The following is a 12486-nucleotide window of genomic DNA, read 5'->3' as shown; positions in this document are numbered from 1 at the left end:
GGCGCCGCCCGATGAAGCCGCGCACCGTCGTCGTCGCGATCGACGTGCCCGAGGCCATCACCGACATCGCGCTCGCCCGGCGCGTCCAGCAGGTCCTGCGCCAGGCCTGCATCGCCACGCCGGACAACACCGATCTGCTCTGGCCGGACCGCGCCTCGATCGAGGTCACCGTCTTCTGCCTTCCAGCCGCCGCCGTTCTCACCGTCATCGGAGACCATTCATGACCGAAGTCGTGGCCTACCGCCTCGCCGAGCTCGTCGCCGGCCAGAGCGTCAATGTCCGCCCGCAGGACGAGGACGTCGGCGAGCTCATCGCCTCGATCCGCGCCCATGGCCTGCTGCAGCCGCTCGTCGGCCGTCACTGCAGCGACGGAAAGGTCGAGATCGTCGACGGTAACCGCCGCCTCAAGGCGATGCAGATCATCGACGCGGCAGATGATGCGGCGGAGTCCGAACGGCGCGTCATCGAATGGGTCCATGTCGTACTGCGCCCGGCCGAGGCCGAGGCCGATGCCTTCGAGATCTCGCTCGCGGCCAACGTCCTGCGCAAGCCGCTGCACCCTGTCCGCGAGTTCGAGGCCTTCGCGGACCTGATCGAGAAGGGCAAGGACAGGCAGTCCATCGCCGATCACTTCGGCATCCCACTGCGCGCCGTCGAGCAGCGCCTGGCGCTCGGCCGTTTGCACGAGGACGTCCGCGCGGCATGGCTGCAGGGCCGGATCAACGGCGAGGCCGCTCGCGCGTTCACGCTGGTGTCGCCGGCGGAGCAGGCCGCTTATCTGGAGAGAGCGATCCAGACAGGCGACAACTGGCGGCTGGGTGCGGACACGGTCCGCCGCAGCTTCACCACGGCGACCGTTTCCGCGGACACCGCAAAGGTTCGCTTCGTCGGCCTGGAAACCTATCGCCTCGCCGGCGGCGGGTTCATCGCTGACCTCTTCGCCGCCGAACCCGACCTGACCGATGGCGACCTGCTGGAGCGCCTCGCCCATGAGAAGCTGTCGTCCGAGGCCGCTCGCGTGAAAGAGCACGAGGGCTGGGGCGAAGTCCTCTTCGGCGCGGAGGCCAGCCAGTCTTATCAGTGGAGCCGCATCTCCAAACCGGCGCTGCCTGACGAGGTCAAGCCAGCCCGGGCCATCGAGATTGAGCAGCGCTTGCTCGCCTTGAACGAGCATCGCGACAAGCTCGACGATGCTCTGCTCGAGGTCGAGGACGAGCAGCGTCAGAGCGAGATTGAGCATGATCGCGATGCGCTCATGGACGAAGAGAATCGCCTCGAGAAGGAACTTGAGGACCTGATTGAGAGCCAGTCGTGGCTGTCCCTCCCAGAGACGACGCGCGCGAAGGCGATCGCGGTGGTGGGCTTCGACCGCGACGGCGCGTTGACCGTCGCCCGCGGATTCTCCCGCTCCAAGCCGCGGCCCGAGCCGAAGCCGAGCGCCATGGCTGCGCCCGCGCCGAAGTCATCCGCCGGCGAGGAGGCTGCGGAACCGACGCGACTCTCGGCCGCCCTCATGGACGATCTCGCCCTGACCGCGACAAAGGCGGCGGCTCATGTCCTCGGTCATGAACCCAGGATCGCGCTGGCGGCATTCGTCGCGACCGCGTTCACCTGGGGCTCGCCACTGCGACTCGAGGACAAGGGTCGCGATGCAGGCCCGGCTCTCCCCTGGCCGAGGCGCAGCAGCAGCACGAAGGAGGATTTCGCCGAGGTCTTCAGCCTGGTCCTCACCTGGGACGAGGAGAGCCTGCAGAAGCACGCCGCCCGCGTCATCGCTCGCACGCTCGACTTCACCAGCGCGGCATTGAGCGAATACAGCTACAACAAGCTGAAGCCGCAGGCTGTGTCGGCGCTCCGCTGCGCCCTGCCGGTGGACGCGCACCGCGCCGCCCTCGTTCAGGTCTTCGACCCCGCGGAATATTTCTCGGCCGCGCCGAAGCAGGAAGCGATCGCGGCGATCGCCGCCTGCGGCGACGAGCCCGCGAAATACGCCAAGCTGAAGAAGGCGGATCTCGGCGCCGCGGCGGCGCGGCTGGCGATCGCCCGCGCCTGGCTGCCGCCCTTGCTGCGCGGCGAGGTCTTCGACGCCGTGCTGCCGGCCGCGCCGGCGCCCGAGGACGAAACCGGCGATCAGGTCGTCAGCGGGCCCGCCGAGCCATCGGAGCCCGAATCTCCTGCGTCCGCGGCTGACGCTGCCCTGCAGATCTGGCTCGGCCAGGAGCGGACCAAGCTGCTCGCGATGAAGGCGCCCGAGCTGCGCGAGCTCCTCAAGGAGCGCGGCGTCACCGTCCCCTTCGGCTCGACGAAGATGCAGCTCATCGAGCTCGCGCTGCAGCCAGGCGATCCCGATTCCAATATTGAGGAGGCCGCGTGATGGAGCAGTATCGCGAGATCGATATCGCCGATTACGCCGGCGTCACCTTCTCGACGCAGCCCGGCCCCGCTCCGCAGGTCGACTGGATCGAGGTCGGCCGCCTGCGCATCGACGATCGCTATCAGCGGCCGATCGGCCAGCGCGGCAAGCAGCAGGTGCGCCGCATCGCCGAGCGCTTCCGCTGGTCCCGCTTCGCGCCGATCATCGTTGCCCCGATCGAGGGCGGCCTCTTCGCCGTCATCGACGGCCAGCACCGCGCTCACGCCGCGAAGCTGCGCGGCGTGAAATCCGTCCCCTGCATGATCGTGACGGTGGACACGGCCGAGCAGGCCGAGGCCTTCGTCGAGATCAACACGCGCCAGCTCAACGTGGTCGGCGCCGTGCTGCACAAGTCCCGCGTCGTCAGCGGCGATATCAAGGCGGTCGAGCTGCAGAAGATCTGCGATGCCGCCGGCGTGCAGATCGTCAGCCCGCGCGCGCAGTCCGAGCTGAAGCGCGGCGACACCTTCGCCGCGGCGACCCTCTATAAGCTGCGGGACAGCTACGGCGACCAGACTCTGCTGCGCTCCTGCGAGGCCATCGTCCAGGCCGGCGAGGGCAATATCGGCATGGTGCGGGCCCATGTCCTGCAGGCCTACTGCGCTACCTTCGACACCCTGCCGGCGCTGCGCGACCACCCCAGCTTGCTTGACGCCCTGGACGGCTTCGACCTGACGGCCGCCTTCCAGCGGATGATGGGCGCCATCGTGCCGAAGGGCGAGGTGCGCTGGCGCAAGCTCGCCACCGAGCTCGAGGCCTTCCTCCGCCGCGCCCTGCCTGCGCAGGCGGCCTGACATGAGCCGTCGTCGAACCCGCGTCGTGAACTGGAGCCTCGCCGCGGCGGTCGCGGCCTGTTTCGGCCTCGCTTTCAGCATCGTGCTCTGGAGCTAGAACATGAACAGCAACACGTCCAAGGCCTACGGCATCAGCGAGATCGCCGCCGAGTTCAGCGTCACCCTGCGGACGCTCCGCTTCTACGAGCAGCGCGGGCTGCTGGCACCGGCGCGGACCGAAGCGCGCGACCGCCTGTACAGCGACGCCGATCGCGAGCAGCTGCAGCGTATCCTCACCTGGACGCGCCAGGGCTTCACGCTGACGGAGATCAAGGCCGCTTTGCAGGCCGGCTGTTTCACGCCTCTCCAGATGGCCGAGCAGCTCGATGCGCTTCGCCAACGCAGGGTCGAGACCGATCTCGCAATCGCCGAACTCGAGGGGCTGATCGGTACCGATCGGGTGGCGGCATGACCATCAGCACCGCATGCAAATGCGCCGAAGAGGTCGATGACAAGCTCGCCGAACACAACACGCGATTGCTTCGCGCCCTCGTGTTTCGCCCGCCAGGCGAGCGCCTGATGATCGAGACCGAGGTCGTCGAGAAAAGGCGTGGCGCACGCGCTATGTCGATCTTCCCGAGCTTCTGCCCGTTCTGCGGCACGAAGTACCCGGAGCCTGAGGTGGTCAAGCCGGAGGCCCGCGCCGATGGCTGACAAGACTGGCATCGAGTGGACGGACGCCACCGTCAATTTCTGGTGGGGCTGCACCAAGGTCGGCCCGGGCTGCGATCACTGCTATGCCGAGACGTTGTCAGGCCGCTTCGGCGAGAACCTCTGGGGTGTCGGCGCGGCGCGCCGCAAGATCAAGGGCGCGGCTGCACTGCTCAACCGGCTCGACAACGACTACGCGTGGTGGGCCGCAGACGCGCAGATTGGCGGCTACCACCCCAATTCGCGGCGCCGCGTCTTCATTCAGTCGATGTCGGACCTGTTCGATAACGAGGTTCCTCTCGAATGGTTCGCCGAGGCCTGGGGCAAGATCGTCCAGTGTGACCGCATCGACATCCAGATCGTCACGAAACGCATCAGCGTCGTCGAGAAGCGCCTCGCCGCGATCGGCGTCACGACATGGCCGAAGCACGCCGGCCTGCTTGTTACCGTCTGCAACCAGGACGAAGCCGATCGCGACATTCCGCGTCTGCTGGCGTTGAAGGTAAAGCTCAGCATTCCGTGGGTCGGCGTCTCGGCTGAGCCACTGTTGGCGCCGATCGACTTCGAGCCTTGGCTTGAATGGCAGGATCTCGGCGCCGAGATCGATGGCAGGTCGTGGGGCTGCCAGAGTTGCGATGACGGCTGCAGAAGCTGCCCCGAGCGCAAGGCGCATTACCATGTCACCGAAGGGCCGAAGGACAGTGAGGGATGTCCGGAGTGGGTACGGGCCGACCGCATCACGCTCGACTGGATCATCGCCGGCGGCGAGAGCGGCCCGAAGGCCCGGCCGATGCACCCGGAATGGGCACGCAGCATCCGCGACCAGTGCGCGGCCGCCGGCACGGCCTTCTTCTTCAAGCAATGGGGCGAGTGGTGTCCGATCTCGCACATGGACGAGGCGCAGTCTGACCGATGCTATTACCCGGCGCCCGCCACCCGGCCGGGGGCCACGAGGCGAGAGCGCAAGCAGAACTGCGTGCTGCACGCTGACGGGCGGCGCTTCGATGGGCGGGACCGCTTCAGCTTCGGAGCGTTCATGGCAGGCACCGGCGCCATGACCATGTTCAGCATCGGGAAGGCGTCTGCCGGTCGCCTCCTCGACGGCGTCGAGCACAACGCCATGCCGGAGGTGCTGCATGGCTGACTGGCCCATCCTTTTCAGCGCGCCGATGGTGCGGGCCCTGCTCGATGGCCGGAAGACGCAAACGCGGCGGATCCTTAAGCCGCAGCCCGGCGACGACGGCAAGTATCACGACCTGAAGTCAGCATATCGGGCGCTACGCATCATGCGCGGCGACCACCTGTGGGTGCGCGAGGCGTATCGGGCCGAGCTTCGCTTCGACTGGACGAAGCCCCGCGACCTTTCTGTCGGCGTGCCGATCTACTACGCGGCTGATCCAGATCCACGCGACAGCGAGCCGGGATGCGCTGGCAAGCTTCGCCCCTCGATGTTCATGCCGCGTTGGGCCTCCCGCCTGACACTGACCGTCACCGATGTCCGCGTGCAGCGGGTTCACGACATCAGCGAGGCGGATGCGTGGTCCGAAGGGTGCAGGCAGGGACATGCCGACGACGTAGGCGGCTTCTTCCCCGCAGAAGAGCCCGACCCGAGCGGCATAGGCTATCGCGGCTGGGACAATGCTCGCGATTGGTACGCCGATCTCTGGGACGCGATCAATGGTAAGGACGCTTGGGACGCCAACCCATGGGTTGCCGCCTACACCTTCACCGTAGAGCAGCGGAACATCTGCGAGGCCGTCGGCTGATGGCCCGCGCCGCCGCCAGCGCTGGCAGCACGCTTGATCCCGGGCTCGCCCGGTTGATCGAAGCGCTTGCGCGCGAGGCGGCACGCCGCGATCATGCCGCAGCGACAGGGCAGGGCGCCCCAATCAAGGCAGAGATTCATGCGCGCAGCGATCTACGCTCGCTTCTCAACCGACCTGCAGAGTGACCGCTCGGTCGAGGACCAGGTCGTACTCTGTCGTTCGCATGCCGCCCGCCTTGGCCTGTCGATCACCGACGTCTTTGCCGATCGCGCCGCTTCGGGCGCGACGATCCATGGCCGCCCGGACTATCAGCGCCTGATCGGGCTGGCGCTTGCCGGCCAGTTCGATGCGATCCTGACCGAGGATCTCGACCGGCTCTCGCGCAACCTCGCCGACATCGCCCGGCTTTACGAGACGATGCAGTTCGCCGGCGTGAAGCTCCTCACCGTCGCCGACGGCGAGATCAGCGAGATGCATATCGGGCTCAAGGGCACGATGTCGGCGCTGTTCCTGAAGGGCCTCGCGCAGAAGGTACGGCGCGGCCTGGCCGGCGTCGTCAGGGACGGCCGCAGCGCCGGCGGCCGGGCCTATGGCTACCGCCCCGTCGCGGGCAAGCCGGGCGAGCTCGAGATCGTCGAGGCCGAGGCGGCCATCATCCGCCGCATCTTCGACGAGTACCTCGCCGGCGCGAGCCCTCGTGAGATCGCCGGGCGCCTCAACGACGAAGCCGTGCCGCCCCCGCGCGGCCGGTTCTGGGCCGCGGTGACGATCAACGGGAACCGCCACCGCGGCCACGGCATCCTGCTCAACCCGCTCTATGCCGGGCGACTGGTCTGGAATCGGGTCCGCATGGTCAAGGATCCGGCGACCGGCCGGCGTATCTCGCGCGTCAATGACGCCGCCGAGCATCAGGAAAGGGCGGTGCCGCACCTCGCCGTCGTCGCAGCGGAGACCTTCGACGCGGTCAAGGCACGCCGTGACGGCCGCGCGCTCAACGGCCCGCGCGAGAGGGCCCGGCCGAAGCACCTGCTTTCAGGCCTGCTGCGATGTGGCGCCTGCGGCGGCGGCATGTCGGTGAAGGATCGCGATCATGGCCGCATCAGGATCCGCTGCACCACGGCGACCGAATCGGGTAGCTGCGCCAACCGGCGCGCCTACTATCTCGACAGTGTCGAGCAGGCGGTCGTGGCAGGCCTGCGCGAGCGGATGGCCGACCGCGAGGCGATCGCGCTCTATGTCCGGATCTACAACGAGGAGCGCCAGCGTCTGGCCGCGAGCACGATTGCGAATCGGGCTCAGATCGAGAAGCGCCTTGCCGCGGCCGAGCGCGAGCACGAGCGCGTCTATCGAGCCTATGTGAAGGGATTGATCGAAGAGGACGCCCTGGAGCGCGAGCTCCCGCCCCTGAAGGCCGAGCGAGACCGGCTGCGGGCGGAACTGTCGGCGGCCGAAGAGCCGCCGCGCGTCGTCACCCTGCATCCGGCCACGGTGAGTCGCTATCTCGCGTCGGTCGAGCGCCTCGAGGCGACGATGGCCGAGGGCGAAGAGCATGGCGGGGCGGCGAAAGCGGCGCTGCGCGAGCTGATCAGAACCGTGACGATTCACCCCGCAGGGGCAGGGGACGCACCGGAGATCGACGTTCTGGGCGAGTTGACGGCTCTAATCGGTGGAACCCACTTCCCGACGAAAGCGTCGGGGGGTCGGTTGGTAGCGGGAGAGGGACTTGAACCCCCGACACGCGGATTATGATTCCGCTGCTCTAACCAGCTGAGCTACCCCGCCCCACCGAGCGCCGTCGAACGGCGCTCCGTCTTGGGGCGCGATATAGGCGGCAGGGGATGCCCCGTCAAGCCTCGGCAGAGGCAAGCTTGCGCAGGCGCACGACCTTGAAATAGCCGGAGCCGATATGGACGGTTTCGTAGCGGCCCGTCCGTGCGGCCCAGCCGGTCAGGCGGCTGACCTTGAAGTCGGAGCTCCAGCCCACCGCGCGCGAGAGCGGGGCCAGCGCTGTCCACATCGCGGCAAAGGGGCCGCCATCGTCGACGAGCCGGCTCGAGATGATGATCTCCCCGCCCGGCTTCAGAACGCGATCCATCTCGCCCAGCGCCTGCTCCGCGTCCGGAACCAGGGTGATGACGAACTGCGCCGTCACGGCGTCGAAGCTCTCTGCCGCGAAGCCGATCCGGCAGGCATCCATCACCATCAGCCCGCGGACATGGCCGAGCTTCTGGCTCGCTACCTTCCGGTTCGCGACTTTCAGCATGTCCAGCGAAAGATCGACGCCGATGACCCGCGCATCCGGCCTGAAAAAGGCGAGCGTCAGGCCGGTTCCGACGCCGATCTCGAGGATGTCCCGGCCTCGGGCACAGGCCGCCTCGACCGCCTCGCGCTGCGGGCGGGCCAGCATGCGCTGGTAGATCGTGTCGTAGATGCGCGCCCAGGCCGCGTAGACGCGCTTCTGGCTTTCAAGATGATTGGGCACCGGCATGAAGCGGCTTTCGCGGGGCAGGGGTGGGGTAGGGCGGTCGGGCCGGCTTCAGGACAGGGCGAGGGCCAGGCCCTGCGGCGAGGCGGGGAGCGGCAGCTCGGGGCGCAGGATGGTGCCGCCGCCGAGCACGCGGGCGCCGGGCCCGGCATCGGCGTAGATCACGCAGGCCTGGCCGGGCGAAACGCCCTCCTCGTCGGTCGCGAGCTCGACCTTGAGGCCGGCATCGTCGCGCAGCAGCTTGGCCTCGCGCGGCGGCCGCGTCGAGCGCACGCGCACGGCGACATCGAGCCCTGTCGGCGGCAGTGCGTCGAGAGCCGTCTCGCCGAGCCAGTTCAGGTCGCGCAGCCTGATCTGACGGATACTCAGAGCCTCGCGCGGGCCGACGATGACGCGGGCGGCGTCGGCGTCGAGCCGCAGCACATAGAGCGGCTCCGGCGTGCTGAGCCCGAGCCCCTTGCGCTGGCCGACGGTGTAGCGCAGCACGCCTTCATGGCGGCCGAGCACGCGGCCGTCGAGATGCACGATGTCGCCCGGGCGCGCCGCGCCTGGCTTCAGCCGCTCGATCACGTCGGCATAGCGACCGTTGGGGACGAAGCAGATGTCCTGGCTGTCAGGCTTGTCGGCGATGCCGAGGCCGAGCTCGGCCGCGAGCGCGCGGGTCTGCGCCTTGTCGATGCCGCCGAGCGGGAAGCGCAGCAGGTCGAGCTGCTCCTGCGTCGTTGCGTAGAGGAAATAGCTCTGGTCGCGGTTCTCGTCGGCGGCGCGGAACAGGCCGCGCCGGCCGTTCGGCAGCTCGCTGCCGACGACGTAATGGCCGGTCGCCAGCGCATCGGCGCCGAGCTCGCGGGCGAGGCCGAGCAGGTCGTGGAACTTCACGGTCCGGTTGCACTCGACGCAGGGGATCGGTGTCTCGCCCGAGAGGTAGCTCTCGGCAAAGCGCTCGATCACGGCGTCGCGGAAGCGGCTCTCATAGTCGAGGACATAGTGCGGGATGCCGATCTGCTCGGCGACGCGCCGCGCGTCGTGGATGTCCTGGCCGGCGCAGCAGGAGCCGGCCCGGTGGACCGCCGCTCCGTGATCGTAGAGCTGGAGGGTCACGCCGATGACCTCGTAGCCCTCGCGCTGCAACATGGCCGCGACCACGGAGGAATCGACGCCCCCGGACATTGCCGCGACGACGCGCGTCGCCGCCGGCGGCTTGGCAATGTCGAGCGAGTTGCGGGGCGCGGTCATGAAATCTTGCGGTGTCCGGCGTGAAGACGGGCCATTGCCGGCTCTATACCGGCTTTGGCACGAAGCTGCCAGCGGGGATGGGCAAATCCTGCCGGCCGGCGAGGGGCGGATGGGCGTTCTTGCCGCCGTACTTGTGCATGAAGACATCCTAACTCATTGAAATATAGCGTTCTCCTTTTGGCTTGGCATTTGCTGGCAATGGGCTTGGCGGCCTGTGCCGTCTGCCGGAAGAAACGATGTCGCTTCAGCCTCTGTTGAACTCCCAGCCTGCCGCCGAGCCCGCGGCCCAGCGCCGACGCACGGCCGAGCGGGATGCCGGCGGCGAGGGCGAGGCCTTCGTGCTGCCGCGGGAGGAGCCCGCGAAGGAGGCTTCCACGCCGGCCCGGGCGAACACCCGCGAAACCGTCCGCGACAGCGGCGAAACGCGCCGGGCTGCCGACGAGGCGGGCGCCGCCCAGGTGGCCTCGCCCGAGAAGGCGACAAAGCCGGTGGCTGCGGCGCCGGCCGAGGGCGGAGTCAAGACGGCTGCCGGAGAACCGGGGAAGCCTGCCGCCCAACCGGTTGATAAGACGCCCGCCGTGCCATCCGCCGCGCAGAACCTCGATGTCGCGGCGCTGATCAGCATCGCTGTCGCGGCCGAGGCCGACCCCGCAAAGACGGTCAACGACGGTGCCGGCAAGGAGGATGTCGGGAAGAGCGCTGAGGTCGAGACTGGCGAGCTCGGTGCTTCCGGCGCCATCATCGTCGCAGCCGAGCCGAAGGCGGAAAGCGCGCCTGCGGTGGTAGCGCCGGGGCCAGCGCCCGGCGGGATCGTTCCCGTCGGCATCGATATGACACCACCTGGTGGCGCTGCGCCTTCAGGCGAGGCGCTCCCGGAGGATCTCCTCTCGGGTCGAGCACCCGCGACGGCTTCGGGAGCGTCCGCCCTGGCGGTGGCGCAGGCGGCTGCAGCGGGGCTTGGCCTCGAGGCGACGCCATCTGCGGCGACGACGGTGGACGGTGTACCGGCAGCCAAAGGCGGCATGCCGAACGCCGCGGCTGAAATCACGCTGCCTTTCCTTGGCGTAAGCCAAGCCGCGACTCAGGGCGAGGACAAGGCCAGCGGCGATCCGCTCATTCCGATACATGGGCAGAAGCCGGCGCCGGGCGAGGTACAATCTCCTTCCGCGTCTTCGGCATCTTCTGCCGCATCCGCGCCCGCCGAGGCGAAGCCGGAGGCGCTTCAGCAACTCCTGAATCCGATCGACCTGTCGGCGCTGGGCCAGCAAGGCGCCGCCAGGCCCGAGCCGCTGCGCATTCCGGGCATGCCGGAGCCGGCCGCCGCGCAGCCGCTGCCGTCGCCGCAGGGGCAGGGATCGGCGGACGGGCCGCCGACGCCGCTGCATGTGCTGCCGATCGAGATCGGCCTCAAGGCGCTGGCCGGTGCCCGCCAGTTCGACATCAGGCTCGATCCGGGCGAACTCGGCCGGGTCGACGTCAATCTCTCCATCTCGGAGGATGGCGAGGTCAGCGCGAGGATGGTCGTGGACCGCGTCGAGACGCTGCATCTGTTGCAGAGGGACGCGCGCACGCTCGAGCGCGCCTTCGAGCAGGCCGGCCTGAAGCCTTCCGAGAGCGGCGTCGACATCACCCTTCGCGATCCGTCCGACCAGTCGGGCTTCCGCCAGGGCAGGCAGCAGGACGAGGCGTCGCAGCGCGCCCGTGGCTTCGCCGCCGGCTCGGAGCAGGGCGAAGACAATGCCATTCCCGCGCAGCCCGCGCCCGTCCGCCGCTTCGTGCGGCTGGGCGGCGTGGATCTCAGCGTCTGATCGAAGGAGGAGCGCATGGCCGTCTCCGGCACCGGCAGCAGCACCGGAACCACGACCACCACGAGCACGGTCTCGGGCGGGTCTCCGATCGCGGGCAACTTCGACCAGTTCCTGACGCTGCTGACGACGCAGCTCAGGAACCAGTCGCCGCTTGATCCGCTCGACACCAACCAGTTCACGGCGCAGCTCGTCCAGTTCGCTGGCGTCGAACAGCAGCTCCAGACCAACCAGACGCTTGCATCGCTGCTCAGCCTGAGCGCGGCGGGCACGGCGACGAACGCCGTCGGATTCATCGGCTCGACCATCACCGCGGACGGCGCGACGACGCGGCTCGAAAGCGACAAGGCGGAGTGGCAGATCAATGTTCCGCGCGCCGCCACTGCGACGATTACGATCAAGAACGCCAATGGCAGCATCGTGCAGACCCTGACGAAGACGCTGACCGCAGGCGATCAGACCTTCACCTGGGATGGTACGACCTCGACCGCGCAGAAGGCCGAGCCCGGTGAGTACACGGTCACGATCGACGCCCGGGACGTCGCCGGGCAGGCGATGACGGCGACCACCAAGATCAGTGGCCTGGTCGACGGCGTCGACTTCACCGGCTCTATCCCGACGCTCAAGATCGGCTCGCTCAGCGTGCCGATCGACCAGGTGAAGAGCGTCGTCCGCGGCAAGTGACGGACGGTCGGGATGCGGAAATCCGGCCTTTCGCTTTAGGCAATTCTTAAAGCGGCCGGGCCTATGCTCGCTCCAGTAGCTCTGTTGAGTTGTGTGAGTGTTACCATGACCGAGCCTTTGCGACCGCGGGTCAAGTACGTGATCGGACCGGACGGCAGTCCGTTGACGATCGCGGATCTCCCGCCGATGAATACGCGCCGTTGGGTTATCCGGCGTAAGGCCGAAGTCGTCGCCGCGGTTCGCGGCGGGCTTCTCAGCCTCGAGGAAGCCTGCCAGCGCTATACGCTGACGGTCGATGAATTCCTGAGCTGGCAGATGTCGATCGATCAGCACGGCCTGGCGGGCCTGCGGACGACCCGGATTCAGCATTATCGCCAGTAGACGGACCAGCCACTTCGCATCGCTTCAGGCGCCGCCCCCCCCCGGGGCGGCGCCTTTTTTCGTTGTGGCTTCAGGGTGACATCGAGCCGCGACATGCGCGCTGCGGGGCGCGGAGGCGAAGGGTCGGGCAAAATGTTAACGGCGACCCGGCAAAAATTAACCGGCTGCTAACCATGCGCTGGGAAAAACTTGCCTAGCTGGCCCGCCTCCTCGCGCGGCCATCAAGGCTTGG

The 12486-nt window shown here is 68.3% G+C and carries 13 protein-coding genes and 1 tRNA gene; 11 read left to right on the top strand and 3 right to left on the bottom strand.

Annotation, left to right across the window (positions count from 1 at the left end; all coding sequences use genetic code 11):
• The first annotated feature begins 11 nt into the window (after positions 1 to 11).
• From ASE63_RS21065 to ASE63_RS26945, 8 genes are all read left to right on the top strand, one after another.
• Entirely contained in the window at positions 12 to 224 is a 213-nt protein-coding gene (locus tag ASE63_RS21065; protein ID WP_056806067.1) for a hypothetical protein, read from the top strand.
• Positions 221 to 2374 carry a ParB N-terminal domain-containing protein gene (locus tag ASE63_RS21060; RefSeq protein WP_056806064.1) on the top strand — a complete coding sequence of 718 codons (2154 nt, stop codon included), beginning with the start codon at positions 221 to 223 and terminating at the stop codon, positions 2372 to 2374. Before ASE63_RS21065 ends, ASE63_RS21060 begins: the two co-directional genes overlap by 4 nt.
• The gene (locus tag ASE63_RS21055) at positions 2374 to 3207 is read left to right on the top strand and encodes a DUF6551 family protein (protein WP_056806061.1); all 834 of its coding nucleotides are present in this window, start codon (positions 2374 to 2376) and stop codon (positions 3205 to 3207) included. Before ASE63_RS21060 ends, ASE63_RS21055 begins: the two co-directional genes overlap by 1 nt.
• 100 nt (positions 3208 to 3307) lie before the next feature.
• On the top strand, positions 3308 to 3658 hold the full coding sequence (locus tag ASE63_RS21050) for a MerR family transcriptional regulator (RefSeq protein ID WP_056806059.1): 351 nt from the start codon (positions 3308 to 3310) through the stop codon (positions 3656 to 3658).
• The gene (locus ASE63_RS21045; protein ID WP_056806055.1) at positions 3655 to 3900 is read left to right on the top strand and encodes a hypothetical protein; all 246 of its coding nucleotides are present in this window, start codon (positions 3655 to 3657) and stop codon (positions 3898 to 3900) included. Before ASE63_RS21050 ends, ASE63_RS21045 begins: the two co-directional genes overlap by 4 nt.
• The gene (locus ASE63_RS21040; protein ID WP_056806037.1) at positions 3893 to 5041 is read left to right on the top strand and encodes a DUF5131 family protein; all 1149 of its coding nucleotides are present in this window, start codon (positions 3893 to 3895) and stop codon (positions 5039 to 5041) included. The genes ASE63_RS21045 and ASE63_RS21040 overlap by 8 nt, the downstream gene beginning before the upstream one ends.
• A complete protein-coding gene (locus tag ASE63_RS21035; RefSeq protein ID WP_056806034.1) occupies positions 5034 to 5663 on the top strand; it encodes a hypothetical protein in 630 nt (209 codons plus the stop codon). Before ASE63_RS21040 ends, ASE63_RS21035 begins: the two co-directional genes overlap by 8 nt.
• A gap of 93 nt (positions 5664 to 5756) precedes the next feature.
• Positions 5757 to 7412: a recombinase family protein gene (locus tag ASE63_RS26945; RefSeq protein WP_082610173.1), complete on the top strand. Its 1656-nt coding sequence runs from the start codon at positions 5757 to 5759 to the stop codon at positions 7410 to 7412.
• Here the strand turns inward: ASE63_RS26945 and ASE63_RS21020 are convergent.
• From ASE63_RS21020 to mnmA, 3 genes are all read right to left on the bottom strand, one after another.
• Positions 7369 to 7445: transfer RNA gene (locus tag ASE63_RS21020), tRNA-Met, on the bottom strand. The two genes, ASE63_RS26945 and ASE63_RS21020, sit on opposite strands and share 44 nt — an antisense overlap.
• Before the next feature lie 64 nt (positions 7446 to 7509).
• The gene (locus ASE63_RS21015) at positions 7510 to 8151 is read right to left on the bottom strand and encodes a class I SAM-dependent methyltransferase (RefSeq protein WP_056806024.1); all 642 of its coding nucleotides are present in this window, start codon (positions 8149 to 8151) and stop codon (positions 7510 to 7512) included.
• 48 nt (positions 8152 to 8199) lie between these two features.
• Complete coding sequence (gene mnmA / locus ASE63_RS21010) at positions 8200 to 9384, bottom strand: tRNA 2-thiouridine(34) synthase MnmA (RefSeq protein ID WP_056806021.1); 1185 nt, start codon at positions 9382 to 9384, stop codon at positions 8200 to 8202.
• Positions 9385 to 9620: 236 nt separating this feature from the next.
• Here mnmA and ASE63_RS21005 point away from each other — a divergent pair, with 236 nt between their 5' ends.
• From ASE63_RS21005 to ASE63_RS20995, 3 genes are all read left to right on the top strand, one after another.
• On the top strand, positions 9621 to 11192 hold the full coding sequence (locus ASE63_RS21005; protein ID WP_056806018.1) for a flagellar hook-length control protein FliK: 1572 nt from the start codon (positions 9621 to 9623) through the stop codon (positions 11190 to 11192).
• A gap of 15 nt (positions 11193 to 11207) precedes the next feature.
• Entirely contained in the window at positions 11208 to 11873 is a 666-nt protein-coding gene (locus ASE63_RS21000) for a flagellar hook capping FlgD N-terminal domain-containing protein (RefSeq protein WP_056806015.1), read from the top strand.
• A gap of 105 nt (positions 11874 to 11978) precedes the next feature.
• Positions 11979 to 12254: a DUF1153 domain-containing protein gene (locus ASE63_RS20995; RefSeq protein ID WP_038359348.1), complete on the top strand. Its 276-nt coding sequence runs from the start codon at positions 11979 to 11981 to the stop codon at positions 12252 to 12254.
• Positions 12255 to 12486: the final 232 nt, after the last annotated feature.

Source organism: Allobosea sp. Root381 (genome assembly GCF_001429395.1).
GTDB lineage: Bacteria > Pseudomonadota > Alphaproteobacteria > Rhizobiales > Beijerinckiaceae > Allobosea.
Note: the sequence above shows the minus strand (reverse complement) of the source record. Positions and strands in the feature narration are given on the sequence as shown.

Bases quoted from the DNA above. Each gene is read 5' to 3' on its own strand.
- ASE63_RS21055 (WP_056806061.1), top strand. From the start codon at position 2,374: ATGGAGCAGTATCGCGAGATCGATATCGCCGATTACGCCGGCGTCACC.
- ASE63_RS21035 (WP_056806034.1), top strand. From the start codon at position 5,034: ATGGCTGACTGGCCCATCCTTTTCAGCGCGCCGATGGTGCGGGCCCTG.
- ASE63_RS21060 (WP_056806064.1), top strand. From the start codon at position 221: ATGACCGAAGTCGTGGCCTACCGCCTCGCCGAGCTCGTCGCCGGCCAG.
- ASE63_RS21050 (WP_056806059.1), top strand. From the start codon at position 3,308: ATGAACAGCAACACGTCCAAGGCCTACGGCATCAGCGAGATCGCCGCC.
- ASE63_RS21015 (WP_056806024.1), bottom strand. From the start codon at position 8,151: ATGCCGGTGCCCAATCATCTTGAAAGCCAGAAGCGCGTCTACGCGGCC.
- ASE63_RS21000 (WP_056806015.1), top strand. From the start codon at position 11,208: ATGGCCGTCTCCGGCACCGGCAGCAGCACCGGAACCACGACCACCACG.
- ASE63_RS21045 (WP_056806055.1), top strand. From the start codon at position 3,655: ATGACCATCAGCACCGCATGCAAATGCGCCGAAGAGGTCGATGACAAG.
- ASE63_RS26945 (WP_082610173.1), top strand. From the start codon at position 5,757: ATGCCGCAGCGACAGGGCAGGGCGCCCCAATCAAGGCAGAGATTCATG.
- ASE63_RS20995 (WP_038359348.1), top strand. From the start codon at position 11,979: ATGACCGAGCCTTTGCGACCGCGGGTCAAGTACGTGATCGGACCGGAC.
- ASE63_RS21065 (WP_056806067.1), top strand. From the start codon at position 12: ATGAAGCCGCGCACCGTCGTCGTCGCGATCGACGTGCCCGAGGCCATC.
- ASE63_RS21040 (WP_056806037.1), top strand. From the start codon at position 3,893: ATGGCTGACAAGACTGGCATCGAGTGGACGGACGCCACCGTCAATTTC.
- ASE63_RS21005 (WP_056806018.1), top strand. From the start codon at position 9,621: ATGTCGCTTCAGCCTCTGTTGAACTCCCAGCCTGCCGCCGAGCCCGCG.
- mnmA (WP_056806021.1), bottom strand. From the start codon at position 9,384: ATGACCGCGCCCCGCAACTCGCTCGACATTGCCAAGCCGCCGGCGGCG.